The 25,309-nt window shown below is 55.9% G+C and carries 23 protein-coding genes; 15 read left to right on the forward strand and 8 right to left on the reverse strand.

The window, feature by feature from the left end:
- Window positions 1–5: 5 nt before the first annotated feature.
- From mnmE to CFB04_RS13545, 5 genes are all read left to right on the forward strand, one after another.
- Window positions 6–1,376 (forward strand): tRNA uridine-5-carboxymethylaminomethyl(34) synthesis GTPase MnmE, encoded by a 1,371-nt coding sequence (gene mnmE / locus CFB04_RS13520; protein ID WP_088535761.1) that lies wholly within the window; start codon window positions 6–8, stop codon window positions 1,374–1,376.
- 109 nt (window positions 1,377–1,485) lie between these two features.
- A complete protein-coding gene (gene mnmG, locus CFB04_RS13525; RefSeq protein ID WP_088535762.1) occupies window positions 1,486–3,360 on the forward strand; it encodes a tRNA uridine-5-carboxymethylaminomethyl(34) synthesis enzyme MnmG in 1,875 nt (624 codons plus the stop codon).
- Complete coding sequence (gene rsmG, locus CFB04_RS13530) at window positions 3,357–4,016, forward strand: 16S rRNA (guanine(527)-N(7))-methyltransferase RsmG (protein ID WP_088535763.1); 660 nt, start codon at window positions 3,357–3,359, stop codon at window positions 4,014–4,016. The genes mnmG and rsmG overlap by 4 nt, the downstream gene beginning before the upstream one ends.
- A 299-nt stretch (window positions 4,017–4,315) precedes the next feature.
- Window positions 4,316–5,068, forward strand: a complete 753-nt coding sequence (locus CFB04_RS13540; RefSeq protein ID WP_088535765.1) for a glycine zipper family protein — start codon at window positions 4,316–4,318, stop codon at window positions 5,066–5,068.
- A 35-nt stretch (window positions 5,069–5,103) separates the two neighbouring features.
- Window positions 5,104–5,772 (forward strand): DUF1318 domain-containing protein, encoded by a 669-nt coding sequence (locus CFB04_RS13545; protein ID WP_088535766.1) that lies wholly within the window; start codon window positions 5,104–5,106, stop codon window positions 5,770–5,772.
- Window positions 5,773–5,892: 120 nt separating this feature from the next.
- Here the strand turns inward: CFB04_RS13545 and CFB04_RS13550 are convergent, their stop codons facing one another.
- The 5 genes from CFB04_RS13550 to CFB04_RS13570 all read right to left on the reverse strand — a co-directional run bounded on the left by CFB04_RS13550 (window position 5,893) and on the right by CFB04_RS13570 (window position 14,120).
- Window positions 5,893–7,254 carry an MATE family efflux transporter gene (locus CFB04_RS13550; protein WP_088536841.1) on the reverse strand — a complete coding sequence of 454 codons (1,362 nt, stop codon included), beginning with the start codon at window positions 7,252–7,254 and terminating at the stop codon, window positions 5,893–5,895.
- A 164-nt stretch (window positions 7,255–7,418) separates the two neighbouring features.
- Window positions 7,419–9,236, reverse strand: coding sequence for a cytochrome c3 family protein (locus CFB04_RS13555; RefSeq protein WP_088535767.1), 1,818 nt, complete (start codon window positions 9,234–9,236; stop codon window positions 7,419–7,421).
- A 138-nt stretch (window positions 9,237–9,374) separates the two neighbouring features.
- On the reverse strand, window positions 9,375–10,451 hold the full coding sequence (locus CFB04_RS13560) for a mechanosensitive ion channel family protein (protein WP_088535768.1): 1,077 nt from the start codon (window positions 10,449–10,451) through the stop codon (window positions 9,375–9,377).
- A 158-nt stretch (window positions 10,452–10,609) separates the two neighbouring features.
- Window positions 10,610–11,041 carry a single-stranded DNA-binding protein gene (locus CFB04_RS13565; RefSeq protein ID WP_088535769.1) on the reverse strand — a complete coding sequence of 144 codons (432 nt, stop codon included), beginning with the start codon at window positions 11,039–11,041 and terminating at the stop codon, window positions 10,610–10,612.
- Window positions 11,042–11,162: 121 nt separating this feature from the next.
- Entirely contained in the window at window positions 11,163–14,120 is a 2,958-nt protein-coding gene (locus CFB04_RS13570; RefSeq protein ID WP_088535770.1) for an EAL domain-containing protein, read from the reverse strand.
- A gap of 187 nt (window positions 14,121–14,307) precedes the next feature.
- Between CFB04_RS13570 and CFB04_RS13575 the strand changes: the two genes are divergently transcribed.
- The 9 genes from CFB04_RS13575 to def all read left to right on the forward strand — a co-directional run bounded on the left by CFB04_RS13575 (window position 14,308) and on the right by def (window position 21,808).
- Window positions 14,308–15,015 (forward strand): 1-acyl-sn-glycerol-3-phosphate acyltransferase, encoded by a 708-nt coding sequence (locus CFB04_RS13575; protein ID WP_088535771.1) that lies wholly within the window; start codon window positions 14,308–14,310, stop codon window positions 15,013–15,015.
- Window positions 15,012–15,194, forward strand: a complete 183-nt coding sequence (locus tag CFB04_RS13580) for a hypothetical protein (protein ID WP_088535772.1) — start codon at window positions 15,012–15,014, stop codon at window positions 15,192–15,194. The genes CFB04_RS13575 and CFB04_RS13580 overlap by 4 nt, the downstream gene beginning before the upstream one ends.
- A gap of 3 nt (window positions 15,195–15,197) precedes the next feature.
- On the forward strand, window positions 15,198–15,605 hold the full coding sequence (locus CFB04_RS13585; protein ID WP_088535773.1) for a tol-pal system YbgF family protein: 408 nt from the start codon (window positions 15,198–15,200) through the stop codon (window positions 15,603–15,605).
- 75 nt (window positions 15,606–15,680) lie between these two features.
- Window positions 15,681–17,354 carry a ribonuclease J gene (locus CFB04_RS13590; RefSeq protein WP_088536842.1) on the forward strand — a complete coding sequence of 558 codons (1,674 nt, stop codon included), beginning with the start codon at window positions 15,681–15,683 and terminating at the stop codon, window positions 17,352–17,354.
- Window positions 17,355–17,408: 54 nt separating this feature from the next.
- Window positions 17,409–19,691, forward strand: a complete 2,283-nt coding sequence (locus CFB04_RS13595) for a DNA translocase FtsK (protein WP_088535774.1) — start codon at window positions 17,409–17,411, stop codon at window positions 19,689–19,691.
- A 152-nt stretch (window positions 19,692–19,843) separates the two neighbouring features.
- Window positions 19,844–20,167 (forward strand): DUF4258 domain-containing protein, encoded by a 324-nt coding sequence (locus CFB04_RS13600; protein WP_088535775.1) that lies wholly within the window; start codon window positions 19,844–19,846, stop codon window positions 20,165–20,167.
- Window positions 20,164–20,379 carry a hypothetical protein gene (locus tag CFB04_RS13605; RefSeq protein WP_088535776.1) on the forward strand — a complete coding sequence of 72 codons (216 nt, stop codon included), beginning with the start codon at window positions 20,164–20,166 and terminating at the stop codon, window positions 20,377–20,379. The genes CFB04_RS13600 and CFB04_RS13605 overlap by 4 nt, the downstream gene beginning before the upstream one ends.
- 351 nt (window positions 20,380–20,730) lie before the next feature.
- Window positions 20,731–21,297 carry a glycine cleavage system protein R gene (locus CFB04_RS13610; RefSeq protein WP_088535777.1) on the forward strand — a complete coding sequence of 189 codons (567 nt, stop codon included), beginning with the start codon at window positions 20,731–20,733 and terminating at the stop codon, window positions 21,295–21,297.
- A 4-nt stretch (window positions 21,298–21,301) separates the two neighbouring features.
- Complete coding sequence (gene def, locus CFB04_RS13615; RefSeq protein WP_088535778.1) at window positions 21,302–21,808, forward strand: peptide deformylase; 507 nt, start codon at window positions 21,302–21,304, stop codon at window positions 21,806–21,808.
- On the opposite strand, the gene hemG is transcribed toward def, so the two are convergent.
- Together hemG and CFB04_RS13625 are read right to left on the reverse strand one after the other, a co-directional pair.
- Window positions 21,809–23,218: a protoporphyrinogen oxidase gene (gene hemG, locus CFB04_RS13620; RefSeq protein ID WP_088535779.1), complete on the reverse strand. Its 1,410-nt coding sequence runs from the start codon at window positions 23,216–23,218 to the stop codon at window positions 21,809–21,811.
- Between the two features lie 24 nt (window positions 23,219–23,242).
- Window positions 23,243–23,680 (reverse strand): MarR family winged helix-turn-helix transcriptional regulator, encoded by a 438-nt coding sequence (locus CFB04_RS13625; RefSeq protein WP_088535780.1) that lies wholly within the window; start codon window positions 23,678–23,680, stop codon window positions 23,243–23,245.
- Window positions 23,681–23,805: 125 nt separating this feature from the next.
- Here CFB04_RS13625 and CFB04_RS13630 point away from each other — a divergent pair, with 125 nt between their 5' ends.
- Entirely contained in the window at window positions 23,806–24,702 is an 897-nt protein-coding gene (locus tag CFB04_RS13630) for a DnaJ C-terminal domain-containing protein (protein WP_088536843.1), read from the forward strand.
- A gap of 56 nt (window positions 24,703–24,758) precedes the next feature.
- Here the strand turns inward: CFB04_RS13630 and CFB04_RS18445 are convergent, their stop codons facing one another.
- Window positions 24,759–25,304 (reverse strand): peptidylprolyl isomerase, encoded by a 546-nt coding sequence (locus CFB04_RS18445; protein WP_369833304.1) that lies wholly within the window; start codon window positions 25,302–25,304, stop codon window positions 24,759–24,761.
- Window positions 25,305–25,309 lie beyond the last annotated feature (5 nt).

Raw genomic sequence — 25,309 nt, forward strand, 5'->3', positions numbered from 1 at the left:
GGTTCATGTACGCAAAGGACACCATCGCCGCAATTAGTACCCCGATCGGCGAAGGGGGAATCGGGATCGTAAGAATCAGCGGAAGTCATGCGCGGCAGATCGCTGAGCAAGTATTCCGTCGAAACAGGAACGGTGGCTGGTATAGCCACCGTTTTTATTATGGTACGGTCTTAGATCCTGTTTCGGGAGAACATATCGATGAGGCCCTTGTCGTATGGATGCAGGAGCCACGTTCGTACACCGGAGAACATGTGGTGGAAATCCAGTGCCACGGCGGGTACCTTGTCGTGCAGCGGATTCTCTCGATTGTGGTGAGGCAGGGTGCACGCCTGGCCGATCCTGGAGAGTTCACGCGACGCGCCTTTCTCAACGGCAGGCTGGATCTTATTCAGGCCGAGGCGGTGATCGACGTCATAAGAAGCAAGACTGACGCCGCGCTGGCGCTGGCCCAGCGACAGCGGGAGGGTGTACTTTCCAGACGCATCGAAGAAGCTCGTGAGGGCATCCTGCATTCACTGGCACTGGCCGAGGCATTCATTGATTTTCCCGAGGAGGATCTGGACGACGCTTCCTATGCCGAAATGGGACAGAGTGCCGGTAAGTCACTTGCTATCTTGCGGCAGCTTCTGGACGGCTTCGATGAAGGGAAGGTCCTGCGAGAGGGGGTATCTGTCCTCATCATCGGAAAGCCCAATGTTGGCAAGTCGAGTCTTCTTAACGCACTTCTGAAAGAGAAACGAGCAATAGTCACTTCTGTTCCGGGAACCACAAGGGATATAATCGAGGAGATTGTCAATATTAACGGTCTTCCTGTGAGGCTCGTAGATACCGCCGGCATTCGTGATTCCGATGATCAGGTTGAACGGCTCGGCATAGATCTCGCTCTTGAGAGAATTCCTCAGGCCGACCTTGTCATCTTCCTTCTCGACAGTTCCCGCCCTTTTGATACCGACGACAGGCTGCTGCTTGATCGTCTCGAAGGAATAAGATATATCGTCGTGTGCAACAAGAAGGATCTTCCTTCTCAATTGCATCTGCCTCAGGATGTCGCTGCTGCAGAAACGGTATCAATCTCTGCTTCCGATGGTGACGGTATCGAGGATCTGAAAAAAGCCATATATCGTGCTTTTATTCAAGGCACCGTTACTGACAGCCGGGAATCTGTCGCCATTTCCCATGCCCGGCACCGGGATGCATTGAGAAAGGGAGTTGAAAGTCTGGTTGCATTCCAGACCGGCCTGGCCTCCGGAAATGAGCTAGAGCTTCTTGCTGTCGATCTTCGCGACTCCCTTCATGCTGTTGGTGAAGTGACCGGAGAGACCACCCCCGATGAAGTTCTAGACCTTATCTTCACTCGCTTCTGTATCGGTAAATAATGAATGTTTCACGTGGAACATACGCCGCAAATCCGCAATGCAGGCGGTCTAACGCTGGGATACTGTATCCTTTTCCTTGCCGGAGATCCCCTGTTGCTGGTGGTAGACAATGATCTGTTACGACAAGGTATATGACGTTATTGTGGTAGGTGCCGGGCATGCCGGCTGTGAAGCGGCTCTCGCAGCTGCGCGCATGGGGTCTGTCACGCTGCTTCTCACGATAAATCTGGATGCAGTTGCTCTCATGTCGTGCAACCCGGCAATAGGTGGGCTTGCCAAGGGGCATCTGGTTAAGGAGATCGATGCGCTCGGCGGCGAGATGGGAAAGAACATAGACGCCACCGGCATTCAGTTCCGGGTGCTTAATACGAAGAAGGGGCCGGCTGTGCGTGCTTCGAGGGCACAGGCTGACAAGCAGCAGTACCGGCTACGGATGAAGCGGATTCTAGAAAGCCAGCAGCGGCTCGACCTGAAACAGGGTGAGGTGACTGGATTGCACCTGGAGGATGGAGAGGTGCGTGGCGTCGATACCCGCGCGGGTGTCAGATATGCCGGGAGAACGGTAATCCTCACTACGGGAACCTTCATGCGGGGGCTCATCCATATCGGGCTCACCAACTATCCCGGTGGAAGGGCTGGAGATCTTCCGTCAATCGGTCTTTCCGACCAGTTGCGCACGCTCGGCTTCTCCGTAGGCCGCCTGAAGACTGGTACGCCTGCCAGGCTCGACGGACGCACCATCGATTTCAGCAAGCTCGAACCGCAACACGGGGATGATCCGCCGGTTCCCTTCTCCTTTTCCTCCACTCGGATCGAAAGGGCACAGGTGCCGTGTCACATCGCCTACACCAACGAACGTAGTCATGACATCATACGTTCGGGCCTGGACCGGTCACCCCTCTATGCCGGCATTATCGAGGGGGTCGGCCCGCGCTACTGCCCCTCCATTGAAGACAAAGTCGTGCGTTTTCCGGAAAAGCCGCGGCATCAGACCTTCATAGAGCCGGAGGGTTTGGATACGGTGGAGGTGTACCCGAGTGGACTCTCCACATCCCTTCCGATAGACATCCAGTTTGCTTTCTACCGTTCCATCGTAGGGCTGGAGCAGGTGGAAATAATGCGCCCTGCTTATGCAATAGAGTATGACTATGTGGACCCCGTTCAGCTTCACGCAAGTCTGGAAACGAAGAATGTGCGCAACCTCTACCATGCCGGGCAGGTTAACGGTACGTCAGGGTATGAGGAAGCTGCAGCACAGGGGTTGATGGCGGGAATAAATGCAGCCCTGCGCATAAAGGGAAAGGCACCGCTGATACTTGATCGAAGCGACGCCTATATCGGTGTGATGATCGACGATCTCGTGACCCTCGGAACCAAAGAGCCGTACCGCATGTTCACTTCAAGGGCGGAGTACCGGCTCCTTCTCAGGGAGGACAACGCAGATTTGCGCTTGCGAGAGAAGGGGTATGCTCTCGGACTGGTTCCGGAGGAGGAGTATAGTCTCTTTCTCGTGAAACGGGAGAGGATAAAGGAAGAGCTCCTGCGCCTGCGGGGCACCAAGATTCTTCCTTCGGCAGCAGACCAGGAACTGTTGGCGGAGTTCGGGTTATCGGGGATGCAGAACGCCCTTTCCCTGGAGCAGCTGCTGCGGCGCCCCGATGTAGGTTTTACCGAGTTGGAAAGGTTCGACCCACACAGCTCCACCATTGAACCCGCCGTCCGCGAGCAGGTCGAGACACAGGTCAAGTACCAGGGGTATATAGAGAGGCAGCTTGATCAGGTTGAGCGATCTCGGAAATTCGAGCATACTCAAATACCGAAAGACTTCGACTATGCGTCCGTTTCCGGTTTCACGGCCGAGGTGCGGGAAAAACTTCAAAAATGGCGTCCGGACACGCTAGGGCAGGCTTCTCGTATTCCGGGGGTCACGCCTGCAGCAATCAGTGTCCTTTCCATCGCCCTTAAAGCCCGGAAAACAGGATGAACGATAAAGCAAAAGATTATCTTCTCCGGGGTGCTGCCGAGATTGGCGTGCAGCTTTCCGAGAAGGATTTGACGCAATTTTCTCTGCTTGCGACGGAGCTCAAGAAGTGGGGGAAGAAGATAAATCTCACAGCCATACTGGACGATCCGGGCATAGCGGTAAAACATTTCCTCGATTCCCTGACGCTTCTGAAGTTCCTGGAGGGTGGGGGGCGGCTTCTTGATATCGGGTCAGGAGCCGGGTTTCCGGCGTTCCCGCTGAAAATAGTCAGAGGTGGTCTTGATGTGGTTACCGTGGATGCCGTCGAAAAAAAAGTCATATTTCAACGGAATGTCGCACGGCTTCTGGGACTCCACAATTTTGAAGCGTTGCATGCTCGAGGTGAGGAGCTTTCCGGGAAGTACCCTGAGGGTTTCGACTGGATCGTGTCGAGGGCTTTTTCAGAAATCACCTCTTTCGTTGAAATAGCTCTTCCTCTCGTAAAGAAGGATGGTCTTATACTGGCGATGAAGGGGAGGGGAGGAGAGGAGGAGGCTCGTGACGCTGAACCGGCTCTTTCCGAGATGGGGGTGAGCGTACACGATGTTGTTGTTTTTCAGCTGCCGATTGCCGGAGATGCCCGCTCTATCGTAATAATGAGGCCAAGAAGAAGCTAATGGCCGCCATAAAAGCCGCAGGTGGTCAAATTTCAGCTGTGCGGGGTTTTGGGGTGCTGAAAATGCTGCGGCCTGCCTTGATTCCGAAAGAATGGATAGAGGCCATATTTGGAGTTTCGCCCTCCGGAGCCCCTGTTGACAAGGCTTTACGCTCTGCCGGAGCGCGTGGGGGGGCTGGAAGTGCCAATATCATGACTTCCGGCTGCTGAAGGTTGCACCTGATGATGCGCATGTTATGCTAGGTGTCAGGTGGTTATTAATGTGAAAAGTCAACAGGTGGAGCAGAGTGAGGTGGTGCTATGAAAACAAGGCTTTCTATAGTCTCATTGATGATCCTGCCGTTATTTCTTCTTTCGGCCTGCACTTCCTACAAAACTCAATATGCAGGATTCCTTCCCCCAGAGGGCTACCCCAATTCCCAAAACGTGAACGGGCTTGTAATCGGCAGTGAAGCCTACGCCGATAAAAGGAGCGCAGAGAAGGCTTTCGGCTTCGACATCAAGGGTGCGGGGCTCCTGCCGGTCCAGGTCGTACTTGAAAACAAGAGCGGCAAGAGCGTTGAATTCGTAGCGTCACAAACATTTCTTGTAGACCGGGAAGGGCGGTACTGGAACATAATCCCTACACGCGAGGCTTTAAGCCGGCTGGAGAAGTCGACGCAGATGGCGGCTTTCGTAGGGAAGGGCGCAGGAAAAGGGGCGGTGCTCGGAGGCCTTGCAGGGACTGTTCTGGGAGCTGCGTTCGGAATAGTCTCGGGACGCAGCATAGGCGAAGCAGCCCTCAGGGGAGGAGCGGTAGGAGCAGCCGGAGGGGCGGTTGTCGGCGGAGCTCAGGAGGGAACATCGGGGGAAAGAGAGTACAGGATCGCAGACGACCTGAGGGCGAAGAGCCTCGAAGGCAAAGCAATAGAGGATTCATTTCTCGCTAATGGATTCCTCTTTTTCCCTGCAGAGGCAACCAGTGCGAAAGAACTGCGGCTCCAGTACAGGGAGAAGGAGACAGGAGCAGTGCGTACGATCAACCTCAGGTATCCTGAAAAAACGGATAAGTAGCTGCCTGCCTGCAGGCAACAAAGAAGGGAGAAGGCATGAATGTGCGTATGATTGTGAAGTGGCTGCTGATGTGGGCCTGCGGAAGTCTGGCTGCGTGTGCCATCATAACTGTCAACGTTTACTTTCCGGAAAAGGACGTGAAGCAGGCATACAAATCGCTGGATGAAATGCTGCTGAAGCAGGGGGACTCGCAGGAGGGGGCGCAGCCAGGAACAGGAAGCGGAAACGGTGCTGAGGGAGAGAACAAGCCGCAGAGCTGGCTGCTATATAAAGGGGTATCCCTCTTTCTGGTAACTGAAGCGCATGCCGAGGAACCCGTAGCGGATCAGCTTGCGATAGAGATATCGAGCATGCCGGAAGTTCTCAAGGCATATGACGAGATGAAGGAGCGTTTGTCGCTGATGGACAGGCTCAGGGAGAGCGGTGCAGTAGGAGAGACGAAGCAGGGGCTGGTCAGTGTAAGGGACAAGGGGAAGCTTGGAGGGAACCAGGCGGCGGTGGAAGCAGAGAATTCGAACCGCAAGACGATCATAACCGCCATGGCGAAGGCAATCCTGAAGCTCAATAAGCAGCCCCAGGACTCTGCCGCACTGAACCAGGTGCTGGGGAAGGCTGCTGCCAGCTACGCCTCGACCAAGCAGGAGGAAGCAAAGACGGGCTGGTGGATCGAGCTGCAGAACGGGCGGTGGGTCCAGAAGCAGTAGCAGGTACAGAACGTCAGCATGTCAGAAAAGCCCGGGAAACCGGGCTTTTTCTTTATCCAATACCGGAGCGTCATTTAGACCGGCGAGGAGTCGGATGCAGAAGCTTTTTTCTGCACTACTTCAAACGATGACCTGGTGCAGGTCCCTCCGCCGGTACCTCCAGGCAAAAGCAGTTGCGCGGAAGAGCCAGTCGATGAGGAACACTCCCCAGACGACGTACAGGGAAAGGTGAAACACTTCTGCTGCAAGATACGAGAGGAAGACGCGAATCCCCCACATGGCGAAGAGCGTTACGAGGAACACGTAGTGTGTGTCACCGGTGCCGCGTAGGCTGCCTGCGTACACGAAAGAAAGGGCAAGGGGTACTTGTGCGAAGGCCACGAGGCGCAGAAACACGCATCCCTTTTCGATAACTTCGGGATCTTGAGTAAAGAGCCCGATCAGGAGATGGGGGATAAGGAGAAAGAGCACTCCCATGATTCCCATCACGAGGATCGCGAGACGTAGAGCCTCATGGTGGCTCATCTTGGCCCGCTGGATCTTCCTTGCACCAAGTGACTGACCCATCAGCGTTGCCGCGGCGATTCCCATGCCTGCGCCTGGCATGAAGGATAGGGATTCTATGGAGAGACCGATTTGATGAGCCGCATACGCGGCTGTTCCGTAGCTTATGATGTACTTTGAGTAGAAGAGCTGACCCGACTGCTGTGCAATCCGTTCAAGAGCAACGGGATAACCAACTCGCCAGATCCTTCGGAAAAGCTCGGTATCGAAGGAGCCTATGCGGATATATCTCTTTCGCAGCGCCTGGATGAAGAGGTAGCAGCAGCCGAAGAGCTCCGAGGCATTTATCGCATAGGCGGCTCCGGCAACTCCGAATTGCGGAAGGCCGAATTTTCCGTAGATAAGGGGATAGGCGAAAAGCACATGGAGCACGTTGACCAGGATGACTCCCTCCATGGGAGTTCTAGTGTTCCCGGCGCCGTGCATGATGGCGGAAAGAACATTGAGGCCGGCTGTAAAGATGAAGAAGAGAAAAACCAGCTGGATGTACCTGGTAGCGTACTGGAGGACGTCGTTCTTCGCTCCCAGATATCCTGCCAGGTCGTTTCCGAACCAATAGCCCGCACCGCTTGCAACCACGGCCATGGCAATGCATGCCACCAGAGCGCTGAAAGCGGCCTTCTTGGCTTCCGTATGTCTCCCGCCACCCCAGAGGTGGGCAATGACGACGGTGGTACCGGTTGAAAGCCCCCAGAAAACGGTCATCACCACGAAGATCAAAAGCTGGCCAAGCCCGGTAGCCGCTATGGCTGCGGCGCCAAGGCCGCCCACTAGAAATATGTCAACTATGGAGACTAGCCTCTGGAAGAGGGAAGATAGGAGAACCGGGAGAGAGAGGTTCACCACGTTGCGGCGAAGTGATACAGGTTTACCCGGTCTTGCGGTAGGGTCGGGCTTCGATAGTCGAAATGGAAGCATCATGGTGTAGTGGCGGGAGGAGATCCTCCCGTGGACGAATTTCATTTGGCCTCGTGACGAGACCAGACCATTTGTAACACAACTGAGGCCCGATGCAAACCGCGCGGAAAAAAGAAGCGGCGCCTGCCGATATAGACGCCGCTGAGGGGGTGTCGCCCATAGGGCTAGCGCTTGTAAGACATGGTGTCGTGGCAGCTTGCCTTGCAGCTGCCGCCTTCGGGGGTTTTTTGAAACTTCACGGTGTATTCAACGCCTTCAATTCCAATTGTTCTGGGGCGGATCAGCTTCGGTTGCGAGGCAGAATGGACATCATGACAGACCCTGCAGGAATGGCCGCGGACATGTTCGAGGTGAAGATTGATCTTCCCGTCCCTGAAATCAGTTGCGGTTGTCTCTTTTTCGGTAATGCCCCTGCTGTCGTGGCAGGTAAAGCAGAAGGCGTAGGCGCTGTCACTGTAGGGAATCTGCATTTTATCAGGGTAGTCGGCAATGAGAAGCTTCGGGTAATCGCTACCATGGACGGAATGGCAGCCACCGCAATCACCGGAAGCTACAGGAGAGTGGATGGAGGTGCCGGTACCAATGGATCTGTCATGACAGTCGAAACATGCAAGAGAATCTTCGGCACCCTTCAGCAGCCTTCCGCGTTTCGACTGGTGGGGCTCGTGACATGAGAGGCAGTTGCCCGATTCTACAGGTTCATGACCAATTTTTCTGCTGAACCTGGCTTTGTTGTGGCACCCGAAACAGAGAGCGCTCCCTTCAGCCGTGAGAAGCTTCCCCGCTTGCGAGCTGTGTGCTGCATGGCAGGCAGTGCATGAACCTTCCTTCACGGGGAGGTGTACGACCTTGTCCGTCGCGAGATTGTCGTGGCACGAGTAGCAGAAGGTGGCAAGAACGGCAGAGTTTTCGGATGGAATCGCCTTCAGCAGCCCCTCTCTTTCGGATCCGTGGACCTCGTGGCAGCGGCCGCACTCTCCTGAAGCAACGGGGGCGTGTACCGATTTGCCCGCAGTCAGCACTTTCTTGTGGCAGTCGAAGCAGATAGGGCCGTTTGAAGGCTTGAGGAGCTTTTCGATTTTGGAGTGATGTGCGGTATGGCAGTCGAGGCAGTTACCCGACGAAACGGGGCCGTGGCCTATCTTCTTGCTGAACGACGATCTGTCATGACAGGTGAAGCAGAGCGAAGAGCCCGCGGCTCGCAGCAGCTTTCTGGCTGGTGCACTGTGCGGCAGGTGACATGCCCCGCACTCCCCTTGTGCTACGGGAGCATGCACACTTTTTTCGCGTGAAAGATTGTCATGGCATTCGTAACAGAAGGAGGCTGTCCCACTTGCGCCGGATATTTTCAGCAGCTTCGGGTTGTCGCCACCGTGTACTGCATGGCAGGAGGCGCATCCACCTGACGCGACTGGGGGATGGACCGAGACTCCCGACGCGATGGACTTGTCGTGGCATGTAAGACAGATGCCGCTTTCTGCAGGCTTGAGCAGCCTGGTCTGCGTTGACTGATGAGGTACATGGCATCCAAGGCATTCACCCGAAGCTACGGGTTCATGGGAGTATATTCCACGGGTAATGCCCTTGTCGTGGCAGTTGAAGCAGAGTTCGGAGCCTTCCTTCAGCAGGAGCTTTCCGTAAGGTGAACTGTGGGGGGCATGGCATCCGGAGCAGTATCCGTTTCTGATAGGGCCATGAACGGATTTCTGGAGCGACAGGTTCTCGTGACATCCGTAACAGAGTGCAGAGCCCTTTGCCTTTGGTCCGAACAGGCCTTTACTCTTGAAGTGATTTCCTCCCCCGGAATTATGGCAGGGCTCACACTCCTTTTCATTGACAGGTCCATGAAGGTGTGCCCCGAGAGTCTTGCTCACGTGGCACTGGTAGCACGGTTTTCCTGTAGCCAAGTCCGCTTCAGCAGGTAGAACGGAAAGCAGCAGGTGCGAAAGGATCGCGCTGCACAGGAAAAGTGCGCCTTTCATATTGACCTCTTGAGATAAGGGTGCTGGATACAAAGAGATGGAGGTTCCGCTGTTATCTAATCGGCAACGGCTTGTTATTCTTAAGGGATACTCAGGTCCGGCACCCACTGAAAGAGCCGTTGCCGGTGCGTGTGCAGCTCACGAAGTAGGCTTTTGATGCTGTATGTCGGTTCTGATTCGGGGCAGGCATTGAGGGTAGAGGCGATTTACAAATTCTACCAGACGTTCCCGGACGTGGCATCGAAGTTCCCACAGATTACCTGCATTATCGGCGCTCACCAGCGCCCGCAGCTCTATGGAGTGCTGGGTCGCCTCAGTAACATGCAGCGACCAGGCTTTGCCGTTCCAGAGAGGAGAGGCACCAAGGATGCGGTGCAGTTCTTCGCGAACCGCTTCGACCGGCAATGTGTAGTCGACGTGGAGCGTGACCGCGCCCACCAGGTTAGACGAGACGTGAGTCCAGTTCTGAAAAGGTTTTTCAAGGAAAAAGATTATAGGCACCACCAGGCGCCGCAGGTCCCAGATCCTCACTACAACGTAGGTAAGCGTTATCTTTTCGATTACCCCCCATTCCCCCTCGACGATTACTACGTCGTCTATCCGAATCGGCTGCGAGATGGCGATCTGGATACCGGCGATCAGATTAGCAATGGAGCGCTGAGCAGCTATACCGACTATGATCCCGATGATTCCGGCAGACGCGAGGATGCTGAAACCTACCTTCCTGATCTGGGGGAAGGTCATGAGAGCGACTGCAACGGCGAGAATAACCAGAACAACGAGTGATGTTCTGACGAGTCCGTTGATCTGGGTATGGACCCTTCGGGCTTTCAGGTTGTCAGTGACAACAAGGTCATACCTGCTGAGGATGACTTCGCGCAGGCCCAGTACCGTGTTGATGAGGAGCCAGGTTGCAGAGGCGATGAATCCGAGGGTAAGGATATGGCGGAGGACCTCCTTGATTTCGACGTGAAGCCATAGATATGGGGAGACAAAAATGATCAGAAGGAGAGGCAGCATCAGCCGTACGGGGCTGACCCAGCGATCCAGCAGGCGATGATCGATGGGAAGCCAGCCGAGCCTAGAACCGCGATCCAGGAAGTGGAAAGTGAGAGCGTGCAGAAAGATGCCGGAGACGATAGCCGAAAATATGAGTGCGAACGAGTAAAGCGTCGATTCCCAGGCTTTGAGTCCACCAAACACGTTCTGCAACATGAGTCGCCCCTTGCCCAGCGCTATTGTCCCATACGAATTGTACAGGGCTGCTGCCCGGGGTCAACGGAAGCATCCCGGCGACCCTGTAGCTAAGCGAAAAAAAAGGCCGTGAACATGGGGGTTCACGGCCGGCAGGTAACAGTCGCTAATGTTGAAGCTTAGAACGGAATATCGTCGTCAGGATTGAAGACCGGCTCTTCGTAGGCCGGCTCATGGGAGTCCTGTCTTCCTGCAGGTGCGCGGCCGCCACCGCCGTCTCCGCGGCCTCCGAGCATCTGCATCTTTTCTCCCACTATTTCCGTGGTGTAACGGTCCTTTCCATCCCGGTCCTGCCACTTGCGAGTCTGAAGCCGACCTTCCACATACACTGTCTTCCCTTTGGCCAGGTACTCCCCGGCGATCTCCGCGAGCCGACCCCAGAGGGTCACGTTGTGCCACTCGGTTCGTTCTTCCCAATCCCCACTCTTGTTTTTGAACTTTTCAGAAGTTGCAATGGAAAATCCGGCTACAGCGGTGCCGGAAGAGGTATACCGCACCTCCGGGTCCTTGCCCAGGTTTCCGATTAGCATGACTTTATTGAGGCTCGCCATAGAAGCTCCTTGATGGTGTTGAAATACCTGATCGTGAAGACGGGCGGTATCTTACCCGATTACCTTAAGGACGGGAAGGAAAACTTTCTAGGTCGAACCAGGTGAGAATGCGAGGCAGTTCTTACTGCATGAAGCGGCTGAACTCTTCGGCGGGGATGGGACGGCTGAAGAGGAAGCCCTGGATTTGATCACAGCGGTTGTCGTGGAGAAAACCGAGCTGGGCTTCGGTTTCTACACCCTCGGCAATGACCTCCATCCTCATGTTGTGTGCCATGGCGATTATGGCGGTGACGATGGCTTTGTCGCTGGGATCGGTCGTGACGCCGAAAATGAACGACTTGTCGATCTTGAGTTTCTGGATCGGCAACCGCTTCAGATGGCTCAATGACGAATACCCGGTGCCGAAGTCGTCGATGGCGAAGGAAACCTCCATCCCTGAGAGCCGGGTAAGACTTGGAATCGTGTGCTCGATGTCTTTCATGGCGGTTGTCTCGGTTATTTCGAGCTCCAGCAGTTTAGGTGGAAGACCAGTTTCCTGGAGCACGTTTCTAACAGTTTCGACGAGGCCGGGCTTGCGGAAGCGCTTGGCGGATACGTTTACAGTGACGCAGAAGGAGGGATAGCCAGCATCGAGCCATGCTTTGTTCTGGGCGCAGGCGGTCCTGAGGACCCAATCGTCTATTTCGGTTATAAACCCTATTTCTTCCGCCAAGGGGATGAACTCCATGGGGGAGAGAAGGCCCATTTCGGGGTGAAGCCAGTGGACAAGGGCCTCGGCGCCTACCAGCCGTCCCGTAGTAGTCTCTATCTGCGGCTGGTAGAAAAGTACGAGCTCGTTCCGTTCAACCGTCTGGCGCAGCCTGTTTTCAAGCCGGACCCGTTCCACCGTCCGCGTGTTCATTGCCGCGTCATAGAACTGGTAGGTATTCTTCCCCCGGTCCTTTGCGTGGTAGAGGGCGATGTCTGCGTTCTTAAGCAGCGTTTCGGCGTCCTTCCCATCGTAAGGAAAAATACTGATGCCGATGCTGATGCTGATGCGCAGCTCTACATCTTCGATGAAGAAAGGCTTGTTGAGGGCGACCAGGATTTTTTGCGCGACGGCTGCGGCATCGTCCACATGTGCGATCTGGTTGAGGAGGATGTTGTACTCGTCTCCTCCGATCCGGGCGACCGTGTCGGTTTCGCGGACGCAACCACGCAGCCGCTCCGAGACCGCCTTAAGCAGCTTGTCTCCCGTCGCATGCCCCAGTGTATCGTTGATCGACTTGAACCTGTCGAGATCGAGGAACATTACCGCCTGTGTCTCGTTGAAGCGGAGCCCCTGTTTGATCGACATGGTTAGATGATCCATGAAGAGAACCCGGTTGGCAAGACCGGTTAGTATGTCGTGAGTTGCCTGGAACCGTATTGCCTCCTCCATTTTCCGGTGCTCGGTGATATCCCGAACTATGTGGATCGAGCCCACGAGGCGGGTCCCCTCTCTGAGAGCGGAAGAACTTATTTCGACATCCAGATAGTCACCGCTTTTCGCGAGCATCGTGCCGGTGAACATGGGAGAACTGTCCCCACGTTCCCTCTTCTTGAGTTCTGCCCTGACTCGCGGAGCCTGTTCCGATGGAAACAGGTCGAGGATGTTCATCTGCAAGAACTCGTCATGTGTATAACCGAATATGTTGATTGCCCGGTTGTTGACCCCTATGAACGCAAGCTTGGGATCTATGACGAAGATCGGATCGTTGGCGTTTTGGAACAGGTACTTGTAGCGCTCCTCGGATTTGCGCAGCGCCTGTTCCGCCTGCTTTCGCTGGGTAATGTCCTTGAAGGTCATAACGGCACCGACTATCGCGCCCCCCTCTACGATAGGGTTGCTCGTGCAATCGACGGGGAACGACGTGCCGTCCCGTTTCCAGAACACCTCGTCGAGCATCCGGTAGTTGGTGCCCCGGAAGAGAGTGTCGTAGATCGGGCATTGCTCGAAAAGGTGTGAGGTGCCGTCGGGACGGGAATGATGGATCAGTTCGTGTACCCGGGTTCCGAGCAATTCGTCGGGCTGGTACCCTAGCATTTCGCAGGAAGCCCGGTTGAAGAACTGGCCGATGCCCTTGGTGTCGATGCCGAATATTCCTTCGGCGGCACAATCGAGAATGAGCTGATACTGCCGGCTCAAGCGTTCGAAATTCTGCTCCGCCCGAATCTGCTCCTCATAAAGCCTCGCGTTCTTCAGGGCAAGTGTGGCCGAGGCGGCTACCTTGCGGGCGAAGTCGTACTGAAGATCGGTAAACAGGGCTCCGGGAGAATGGTAGTGGAGGGAGAAAGCGCCGACAACTTCCTCGCCTGTAATCAGTGGCACTTCGATGACGGACTGGATGTGCTGCCTTTCGACGATGCAGCGGTTGATTCCTTCGCTGATGGTTATTGTGCGGTTTTCACCGACGTTGAGGCGGGAGAACTCTATCTCATCCCGTCCGAGGCAACCACCGATGACCTCTTCCGACAACCCGTGGGCATACCGCAGAACCCACCGATCGTCCTCCAGCAGGTATATCACGGCTGAATCGGCTCCTATGGCGCGGGTTGCCTCTTCAATGATCCTGGTGATTATCGTAGAGAAATCCTTTGATAAATCAATGATTTCATAGATGTTGTTGAGGGCGTCGCTCAGGACCTTTCCCTTGCGCACAGTCTCCTCGATCCGTTTGCGCTGGATCGAGTACCGTATGGCGCGGGATAGGATGTTCGCATCGATCTGACCCTTGACCAGGTAATCCTGGGCTCCCATTTCGACAGCGCTGCTTCCCAATTCTTCGTCGTGAAGACCTGTGAGCAGGATGAGGGGGAGGGTGGGAGCGACGCTGCGTAACGATCGAAGGGTGTCTAGTCCCTGGCTGTCGGGTAGCCCCAGGTCGAGAAGCACCACATCGAAGTTTTCGGAGGAAAGAAGATCTTTCCCCGTTGCAAGGCGTTCCACGTGCCGTAGCGTGCCCCAGCTACCCGGAGCATCTGAAAGCATGGCTTCGATAAGGGCTGCATCGTCCGGGTTATCTTCCACGAGCAGTATGTGTATGACGGGTACATCCATCCCGGCCCCTGACCAGCAAATATAAGACAACTTTAACCTCAGTTCATTGTACCACACGAATGTGTGAGCGTCCGCTGGTCGGCAGATGCCTGGGGAGACCCTTGACCTGACCCGCCCACGGCGTAATTTGTTTGACTACCCCGGTAAAAAAAAGTACCTTTACCCGGTAAAATCGCCCGGATACCATATGCTGAAAGCCTCTCTTTTCCTGCTCCTCTTCATCCCCCTTACGGGAGTCATTGCTGCAAGTGCCCTTGTATCGACCCTCGCAGACGCAACGGGAAGGCTTTACTACCGGCATGCGGTCCTTTGGGCTCGCCTTTCACTACTGCTGGCAGGGGTAAGGGTAGTGGTGGAGGGTAGGGAGAAGGTGCCCGTAGCTTCTCCGGTCATCTTCATGAGCAACCACCAGAGCAACTTCGATATCCTCGCACTATTCCTGGCCATTCCGGGGCAGTTCTCCTGGATAGCCAAGGAAGAGTTGTTCCGCATTCCGGTGTTCGGGCACTCCATGAGCCGGGCAGGGTACATACCTCTCGACAGGAGCGATGGACGCAGGGCGCTCAAAAGCATGGATGCCGCAGCCCGAAGGATCAGAAACGGTGAAAGCGTGGTTATCTTTCCTGAAGGGACTCGCACCGTCGACGGCTCGCTCCTTCCCTTCAAGCAGGGAGGGTTCCTGCTGGCCGGAAAAGCGGGCGTGCCGGTTGTGCCGGTAACCATAAACGGAAGCGGAAAGATCAATCCGAGCAAGCGGCTTGAGTTACGCAGCGGAGTTATCAGAATATCCTTCTCTGATCCCTTGCTTCCTTCAGGCAGTGCTCCCCAGGAGCGTGAGAGGCTCATGCAGCGGGTGCAGGATGCCATAGGAGCGGTGCTGGAGGCCGGAACATGAACTACTTTTATCTCGGACTGGTGATTGCCGGTGCCGCTGCTGTAGTGTGGGGGCTCCCTGCTGCTCACCGGTTGCGATCACCTTACGACGTACTTGCCGCCCTTGCTGTTCTGGCGGGAGTCATCTTGGCTCTTCTCGGAGTGCTTCTTACGGCTGTTCCGGAATTCTTCAACGGGTAGACAATGAAAAAGGCAAGGCCTATAGCAATCAACATCGCGGTGATTTCGGTGCTGATCTTCATGCTTATCTGGGGCAACACCTGGTATCGGCAGTGGAGCCAGTACCGCAAGGGAGAGACAGCTCTTGCTGCGGGTAATTACGTTTCCGCAATAGCCGGGTTCGAATCCGCCATCCACATGTACACCCCGGGAAGCCCATTTGTAGAGAGGTCAGCGGAGAAGCTCTGGGAGCTCGGGGAGATGTTCGAGAAGAGGGGGGATCTGGAGGGAGCAATTGTCGCCTATCGATCCCTTAGGAGTTCATTCTATTCCACCAGAGGAATCTTCCAACCGGGAGGCGAGTGGATAGCCCGTTGTGACGGGAAGATCGAACCTCTTGCCCGTATGCTCAAGGAGAGACAGCGGCAGTAACCATGCTGCCGCATCAAGCATGCCCCTGGACCCTGCGCTTTTTCGTGTGCGGAAGGTTAGGGGATGAAAGGCAGTATGGACGTATTCCCAACTGATTCGACCCTTAAAATAATTCCCCTCGGCGGGCTCGGTGAAATCGGCCTCAACATGGCGCTCTTCGAGTACGGCGAGGACATCATCATCATCGACTGCGGGCTGATGTTTCCCGAGCCGTACATGCTCGGCATCGACCTTGTCATCCCCGACATATCTTACCTGCTCGAACGAGCGGACCGGATAAGGGGCCTTTTTCTCACCCACGGCCACGAAGACCACATCGGCGCTATACCCTTCCTGCTCCGGGACATCAACCCCCCAATTTACGGCACTGCTCTGACCCTCGGATTCGTCAGGGAGAAGCTGAAGGAATTCAGGCTTGACGAGGATGCCTGCCTGAACGTGGTCCGTCCCCGGCAGAAGGTGCAGGCCGGATGCTTCGAGGTCGAGTTTATCCGTGTGGCGCATTCGATTGTGGACGGTTGCGGTTTGGCCATCGGCACCCCCGAAGGGGTCGTCATTCACACAGGCGATTTCAAGATCGACCAGACCCCGGTGGATGGGGAGCTAACGGATCTGGTCACCTTCGCCCGGTACGGGGAGGAGGGGGTCCTTGCCCTCATGTCCGACTCGACCAACGTGGAGCGGGAAGGCTACACCCTCTCCGAGAAGCTCGTGGGAGACGCCTTCGACGAGATTTTTCCGCAATGCGGCGGACGCATCATCGTGGCGGCGTTCTCAAGCAATATACACCGCGTGCAGCAGGTGGTGGACGCCGCCGCCCGATGGCGGAGAAAGGTTCTGCTCAACGGGCGCTCGATGGTGGCCAACGTCCAGATCGCCCGGGACCTCGGTTATTTGCGAATACCCGACGACCTGCTCATCGACCTGAGGGACCTTCCCCGGCTGCCGAAGGAGGAGGTGTGCATGATCACAACGGGCTCCCAGGGGGAACCGATGAGTGCCCTCACAAGGATTGCGATGGACGACCACAAGCAGATACGGCTTGAGGCGGGAGACACCGTAATCCTTTCTTCACGGTTCATCCCGGGGAACGAGAGAACCATTTCGGACCTGATCAACCACCTCTACCGACGGGGTGCGGAGGTCTACCACGAAAAGGTGTCGGAGGTGCACGTGTCGGGGCATGCAAGCCAGGAGGAGCTAAAGCTCATGCTGAACATGGTGCGCCCCAGATACTTCATTCCGGTGCACGGCGAGTACCGTCATCTCGTGAAACACGCCCAGCTCGCGCAGAAAGTCGGAATTGGGCGTGACAACTGCATCCTCGCCGTAAACGGTGACGTCATCACCTTCAGCGGAGGGCGGGGGTGGATAGACGAAGGGATCGAAACAGGCCGTGTTTTCGTCGACGGCAAGGGCATCGGGGATGTAGGGGAAATAGTGCTCAAGGACCGCCGCCATCTTTCCCAGGACGGCCTGGTTATCGTGATAATAGGGATCAATCAGGCGACGGGCGAAATCATCTACGGGCCGGACATAGTCTCCCGAGGCTTCGTGTTCGAGGATGAGAGTCAGGAGTTTCTGGACGAGACGCGAAAGACCGTCCTCGACACGCTGGCTGCCAAGAACGTAGAGGTCCTAGCAGACTGGAACGAGGTGAAGCAGGAGGTGCGCCGCGTCCTGCGTCGTTTCTTCAACAAGACTCTCGAGCGGCGGCCCGTCATACTGCCGCTTATCCTGGAAATGTAGCTGCCAGCACCGGCTGGGTAGCCGCCGGTGAGCTTTAATACCTCAGAGTGACATATGGAACCTCAGATCGACAAAAAACATAAGCTTGCAAGCGAGATCAAGGGTATGGGACTTGGTGCCGCCGGGCTCTTTCTCTTGATCGCCCTCGCTTCATTCCACATCGACGACCTCTCCTTCAACAGTTATTCCTCGGAGACGCAAATCCGCAACTATGGAGGCTACGTGGGTGCGCAGCTGGCCGACCTGCTCTTCCAGTTATGGGGAGTAGCCGGTTATCTGGTTCCTTTTGCTCTTCTCTACCTGGCATACCGCATGCTCCGGTTCAAGGAGATCAGGTGGCTTGCATACAAATTTTGCGCATTTATCGGACTTCTGGTAGCGGTCAGTTCCCTGTTCGCCTTCAATATCCAGTTCACGGAGATCTTTGGGCAGCGGGTTCCCACCGGTGGAGTGGTTGGATTTAAAACCTCCGATATCCTCAAGAGCTATCTGGGGATCAGCGGGGCGCTGTTGCTCCTGTTGCCGATGCTGGCTGCATCAATCATGGTCCTCTCCCGCTTTTCATTCGTGCTCTACGCCGACTGGTGGATTAACGTCCTCGGCGACCGCTGGGAGAGATACCGTGAAAAACGTGCGCTGAACCGTGAGCTTCTCGAGAAGGAACCGCGTCCTGCCGGGGCTGCTGCCCCGGTCATAAAGCCGCTTCCGGTAACGGTACCGGTGCCCGAGAAAAAGAAGGAGAAGGAAAAGAAGCGGGAGAACGAGAAGATCGCTCCGGTCCAGGAAGCTTTCGAATTCATCCGGGCAGACGGGTCTTTCCGGACTCCTCCGCTTTCGCTTCTCGATGCACCGCCGGCGGCCGAGCGGCGGGTGGACCGGGAAGCTCTCACCATGAACGCCCGGCTCCTGGAGAAGAAGCTGAAGGACTTCGGTGTGGAGGGGGAGGTGGTAGAGATCTGCCCCGGCCCCGTAGTCACCATGTACGAATTCGCCCCCGGCCCCGGGATCAAGGTGAGCCGCATAGCGGGCCTGGCGGATGACCTCTCAATGGCGCTCCAGGCTCTTTCCATCCGCATTGTCGCTCCCATTCCCGGTAAAGGGGTGGTGGGCATAGAGCTTCCCAACCGGGACCGGGAGATGGTTGCCCTGAGGGAGATACTTGCTACCGACGAGTTCCATACCGGCAAAATGAAGCTCCCACTCGCTCTCGGGAAGGATATCGCAGGCGCCCCGCTGGTCACCGATCTCGCACGGATGCCTCACCTGCTTGTTGCCGGCGCTACCGGAAGCGGCAAGTCCGTTTCAATCAATACGATGATCCTGTCGCTTCTCTACACGGCGACGCCCCGCGACGTGCGCATCATCATGGTCGACCCGAAGATGCTTGAACTCTCGGTCTACGAGGGGATCCCCCACCTTCTTCTTCCGGTAGTCACCAATCCGAAGAAGGCATCGCTCGCCCTTCGCTGGGCCGTGGAGGAGATGGGACGCCGCTACAGGCTTATGGCCGACAAAGGTGTCCGGAACATCGACTCCTACAACAAGCAGCTGGAGCGGGAGGAGAAGGAGCTTGCCGAGAACCGCGCGCGGGACACGGTGGTGGTGGACGAAGTTGAGGACCCGACAGATGAGGAAGCTGCTGCAATCGAGGAGTTTCTCGACAAGGAGGAGGAACTGGAGCACGGCCATTTACCATATATAGTGGTAATAGTGGACGAGCTTGCAGACCTCATGATGGTGGCAGGCAGGGAGATAGAGGAGTCCATCGCCCGTCTGGCCCAGATGGCGCGTGCTGCGGGGATACACCTGATCCTCGCCACCCAGCGACCCTCGGTGGACGTAATCACGGGCCTCATCAAGGCAAACTTCCCTGCTAGGATATCCTTCCAGGTCTCTTCCAAGACCGACTCGCGGACAATCCTCGACTGCAACGGCGCCGAGGCGCTCCTGGGGATGGGAGACATGCTATTCCTCCCCCCGGGAACCGCCAAGCTTATGCGCAGCCACGGCGCCTTCGTTTCCGATGCGGAGGTGCAACGGGTGGTGGAGTTCCTCAAGAAGCAGGGGAAGCCGGTTTACGACAAGCGCATCCTCGAAATGAAGGAGAGCGATACAAAAGGGGGAGGCGCCGAGGACGAAGAGGACGACCCCCAATACGATTCCGCCGTGGCCCTTGTTGCCGAGGCGCGCCAGGCTTCCATTTCAATGATCCAGCGCCGCCTTCGGATCGGCTACAACCGCGCCGCCCGAATCATTGAGAAGATGGAGCAGGAAGGCATCGTCGGCCCCTCCGACGGGACGAGCAAGCCGCGGGAAGTGTTCATCAACAAGCTGTAGCTCTGAGGAAGGACAGCCGCCTTTACTCTTGTTCAAGGCGGCTTTTTCAGTAAGGGAGCTGCCCTTGACTTTTCGATGTAAATAGTGGGTCTGCCTGAGGCTGACAGTTGGACAATCGAATAACTTATGGCTAATCTTGCAACAGGTGCGGCATGAGCGATATATTCAAGCAGGTCCTTCGGCTGGTTCAAGGAGGGGACGTCAGGGTTTCGGATCACGGCTACGATGAATTGGCTGCTGACGGCCTTTTTGTAAGAGACGTGATCTCATCTTTTGCAGATGGCCAGGTGGTCGAGGAGTATCCGGATTACCCCAAAGGCCCATGCATTCTGGTCTTGCAAAAGAATCGTCTGGGAGAGCAAATGCATGTGGTGTGGGAAATTCCAAGGGGCACGTTATCTCCGGCTGTGCTCGTCACTGCATACCGGCCAGACCCGGACCGATGGGAGCCGGGTTACCTGAGGAGAAAGAAATGATTACGAGACATTGCACAAAGATGGTGCATGAGGGCAATTATGTTGCCGAAGTAGAAGTGGATTTGGTTTTGTCCGACGAAGGATGGTCCCCCTATCTGTCTTTGGAGGACGCGTACAAACTCGATGATGTTCGGAATGCGCTGAGACATGGCGATGTGAAATCGGCAGCAGCGCTGGCCCGGGTTTATACCCTGACCCCCGTTGCCATCTGACCCGGCAACTGCCTCTTGTCTCGCGACAGGAGATTGCAGTTGTGGAGGGGGCGGCAATGAGCAGGTCAACACAGATATCGAGGCTCCAACCTCCGGTCACTGAACTCGTCGGCCGTATCACCTCCATCATCGAGAGCGCCCGCAACCGATCAATATAGTTATGGACAGTGAAATGGTTGCCGCCTTTTGGCAGGTCGGACGGGAGATTATGGAGGACGAACAGAAGCGGGAGAAGCGCGCCGAGTACGGAAAAGTCGCCTGCTGCCCAAGGCTTGCGACCCATAGAAAACTTGCCGAACTGTAGCGTTAGGCTATAATAAGCAACTCGAACATCGAATCACGAGGAACCTCATGAACGCATCACGTACCGAAGGTCTCGCCCATTTCGCCGTCACCGTCATCAGCAAGGACCGCCCTGGCATCGTTGCCGATACAGCGGAAGTCCTCTTCCGGCTCGGGTGCAATATCGAGGACTCGAGCTGCACCATGCTCGGTGGGGATTTTGCGATGATTCTGATAATTTCCCACCGGAAGCCGTTTTCAAAGTCGCTCCTCGTCGAGGAGTTCCGGCGGCTCCACGAGGAGAAGGGGCTGGCGGCCTTTGTGCGGAAGCTTGCTGACGATGAGGTGCGTTATCGGCAGCCGGAAGGGGAACTCTGCCTTGTTTCCGTCTACGGCTCCGACCAGCCGGGGATCGTATATCGCGTGACCCGGGAGCTGGCGAACCGCGGGATCAACATAACAGACTTGAATACCAAGCTCGTCGGTACAGAGGAAGAGCCGGTGTACGTACTTATGCTCGAAGCGGCCCTGCAGGAAGGTATTTCCGTGGAAGATGTTTCGGCTCTGCTGGAAAATCTGAGGAAGGAGCTTAACGTGGAAATCGGGGTTCGCAGCATCACCCCTGTTTCTTTCTGATACCATGCCTGTCCAGAAGATCCTTCTCTATCCCCATCCGCTTCTTAAAAAGATGGCTCATCCGGTCCCGGAGATCGACGGTGAAATATCCGGATTGATCGAGGATCTCCTCGATACCATGCGTGGCGGTCCCGGTTCCGTTGGTGTCGCGGCACCACAGATAGGTGTCTCGCTGCGGGTCTGCGTCGTGGACGTTTCCAACAGCAAGCTTGGAAAGGAAAACAACCATGGCCTGCTCGTGATGATCAACCCTGAGATAACCGCCAAGGAGGGGAGTGCAGTGATGCGGGAGGGATGCATGAGCATTCCTGATTACACCGGAGACGTAGAGCGGGCGACGAATATCACCGTTACTTTCAAAGATGCCGCAGGGGAGGCTCGGATAGTGCACGCCTCAGGGTTCGAGGCAGTGGCAATCCAGCACGAGATGGACCATCTCGATGGAATCCTCTTTCTCGACCGTATCATGTCGCTCAAAACCGGGTTGTTCAGGCGGAAGAATTACAAGTAGTCACCTTGTCCTGAGGTACTCCACTGCCTCTTCGGCGGTGCGGTTGGCAGCCGCCACGCAGTCGTTGAGCCCGATCCCGCGGTACGAGTTGCCGGTCAGGAAAAGACCCCGGTATGGTTTCCCTCGCTCTTCAAGCGCTTCCAGCCGCTTTCCGTGCCCGACGACGTACTGAGGTATCGCTTTCTCGTGGCGGAAGATGCGCACGAAATCAGGGGCCGACTTGATCCCCATTATCGTCTGCAGGTCCCCTCTCACCCGATTCGTCACTTCCTCATCCCCCAGCTTTATATAGTCCGGGAAGCAGGCTCCTCCCATCATACTGCGAAGCAGGACATGGCCTTCAGGCGCCCGATTTTCGAAAATGCTGGAATCCCAAAGGGTGCCTAGGGTATTCATTCCTTCTTCTTTGGGAATAAGGTATCCGAAGCCGTTAAGATCATGAGCGATCTTTTCTCTTGCGAAGCCGAAGCAGACGACGGTCATGGTGGCGTAGGGTATTTCGCGAAGCACAGCGGTTAGATCTGCAGCAGTTTCTGCAAGGAGATCTGCGGTGGCGTAAGCGGGGGTCGCGAAAATGACGGCATCAGCGTCCAGTTCGCCTTTCTCCGTCAGCAGCCTCCACGGAGCGCTTTCTCCCCGTTGGAGCTTGATGGCGCCCACTCCCTTCCTGAGAGAAGATGAGCCGACATTTTCGGCTGTTATGTCGGTGAGGGACTGGATGCCGTCCCGGAAGGAGGTGAGAATGCCCCCGGGACCAGCCGCGCTCGCAACCGCCTTTCCCTCGGCGATCTCCTGCTTCTTTTTCTTTGCTAGTTTCACCATCGCCTTGATCAGGCCGCCATACTCCCTTTCAAGCTCTGCGATCCGCGGGAAGCATGATTTCAAAGACATGGTCTCCGGGTTCCCGGCAAAGATCCCGGAAACCATGGGGGCGATCAGTTTGCGAAGTGCCTCGTCACCAAGCCGCCGCCGGCCGAAGGCGGCCAGAGTCTCATCCACCCCTTCCGGCGCCTTCGGAGCAAAAGGCTCCATGGCCAGGCGGAGCTTTCCAGGCCATGAAATCAGCTTGCTTTTCAGGAATGACGGACCGTTTTCAGGAAGCCGGTTGAGTATCCCGCCCGAGTAGATGAAACGCTTACGGGCATTGTCGTTGCTGCGTAACAGAAAGCGGTCTGCACCCAGGTCCCGGCACAGGTCCAGGGTCTGCGGCTTGTTGTCGAGAAAGCCGTTGGGCCCCCATTCACAGAGATACCCTTCCGCCCTTATGCTCCAAATCTTTCCACCGAGTCGCTCCTCTTTTTCAACGAGGGTAACTTCGATGTCGATGCCGGCGGCCTCAGCTTTCTTTTGCAGCAGGTAGGCGGTGGACAATCCCGAAATGCCTCCTCCGACCACGACTATTTTTTTCATGGTTTTCTCCTTTGGGAGATGCGTTTAATCCTGCTTTTCGAGGGACCCCAGAACTTCCGCCAGCATTTCAAAAGCCTGCACAAGCCGCTCCTGTTCCACTTCAGGCAGTTTTTCCAGCAGGGTCCTGTAGTTGTCGAGAATACCCCGTTGCAGTTCCAGGATCACTTCAATACCCTTTTGCGTGGCGAATATCGTTACCTGTCGCCGGTTTTCCTCATCAATGACACGGGTCACGAGCCCTATCTGCACGAGCCGGTCAACCATCTCGCTGGCAGAACTCATGGCTATGCCCAGTTGGCGGGCGAGCTGGTTCAGTGAACAGCTGTCACTGTCGGAGATTGTCAGCAGCATTTTGTACTGATTGTAGGTCAGGTCCATCCCCTCATGGACGATGCTGCGTATGCGACTCATGCCGTGCATGATTGCAGGGTACAATTTTGCGATTCGTTCGATATTTTCCATAAAAAACCTTTGTTCGGGTTCCTAAATATTAGACTTTCGAACAGTAAGTGTCAAGAAGGTAATGCCTGCGGTTGACAATGTGAGGATGAGCCATTACATTCATCACGTGAAAGGAGAGGATGGCCATGGCTCCCAAAGACTACTACCAGCTGCTTGGGCTCAAGAAAGGAGCTTCGGCGGAAGAAATAAAGAAGGCTTACCGTAAGCTGGCGGTGAAGTACCATCCGGACAAGAATCCGGGGAACAAGGAAGCGGAGGAGCGCTTCAAGGAGATCAACGAGGCGTATGCGGTCCTCTCAGACCCCCAGAAGAAGGAGCAGTACGATCAGTTCGGATCGGCGGGGTTCCACCAGAGATACTCCCAGGAGGACATCTTTAGAGGGTTCGATGTGGGGGACATCTTCAAGGATATGGGGTTCGGTACGGACGATATCTTCTCGCGCATTTTCGGGGGGGGCGGTGGATTCCAGCAACGTGGCGGCTTCGGTTTCGGTGGAAGAAGGAAAGGTGAAGACTTCAGCATGGAAGTCTCGATTCCGTTGCGTGATGCATTTACCGGGTGCGAAAAGCGGGTCGCTTTTAGGCGTAACGGCAGTCGCGAGGAGCTGTCAGTCAAGATTCCAGCCGGAGTTGACACCGGTTCCCGACTCCGGATTCCTGGCAAGGGTGGAGAGGGAGCAGGAGGGGGGGCGACAGGCGATCTCTTCCTTGACATCAGGGTAACACCTGATCCTCTTTTTGCCCGTGAGGGGGACGACCTTGTAGTTGAACGGCGAATAAGGTTTTCCGAAGCTGCCCTGGGGACTACCGTAGAGGTGCCTACAATGGAGGGGACGAAGCGCATCAAAGTGCCGGCCGGGATTCAGCCGGGTACCAAGATACGCCTTAAAGGCTTCGGATTTCCTCATATGGGGAAACAGGGAAGGGGAGACCTTTTTGTCAGGATCGGAATTGGTGTTCCGGAACAGTTGACCGCCCCGCAGCGTGAACTGCTGGAGGAACTCGCCAGGAAAGGGCTGTAAAAAAAGGGAGGAGCCTGTCGCCCCTCCCTTTCTTGTGCCCATGTCTGCCAGCTGCTTTACTTCTCATCATTCCGTATCTCTATCGCCGCATTTTTTCTCAAATCTTCAAGCCACTGATTGAATCGCTCATCCGATTTCTTTTTATATAGCAACTCCTCGATCTCTCCCTTCACCTGTTCGAAGGGTTTGACGGGAGCGCTGGAACGGGTTTCCAGTTTGATGATGTGGAGCCCGGCTGGCGAGATTATGACATCGCTGATATCTCCGGGTCGCATGCCGGCGAGTGCTTCGTCCACTTCCGGCAACATCTCCCCTCTCTTGAAGGTGCCAAGATCGCCTCCGTCCGTAGCAGCCCGGGGGTCGGTCGAGTGTTTTTTTGCCAGCTCGGCAAAATCCTTTCCGCTTCGGGCCTCATTCAGCACGTTCAACGCAGCGGCCATGGTTTCCTTGGTTTTCTGGGGAGAAGGATCCTTCCCCAGCCCGAAGAATATCTGCCGGGCGTGGAAGAGGTCTTCTCCTCCAAAGCGGGTCTGGTTGGCTTTGTAGTAATCCATCATTTCCCGCTCACCCACCTGGATCTTGGACCTCACCTCCTGGCTCATGAGGC

The sequence above is a fragment of the Geobacter sp. DSM 9736 genome, from assembly GCF_900187405.1.
Classification (GTDB): domain Bacteria; phylum Desulfobacterota; class Desulfuromonadia; order Geobacterales; family Geobacteraceae; genus DSM-9736.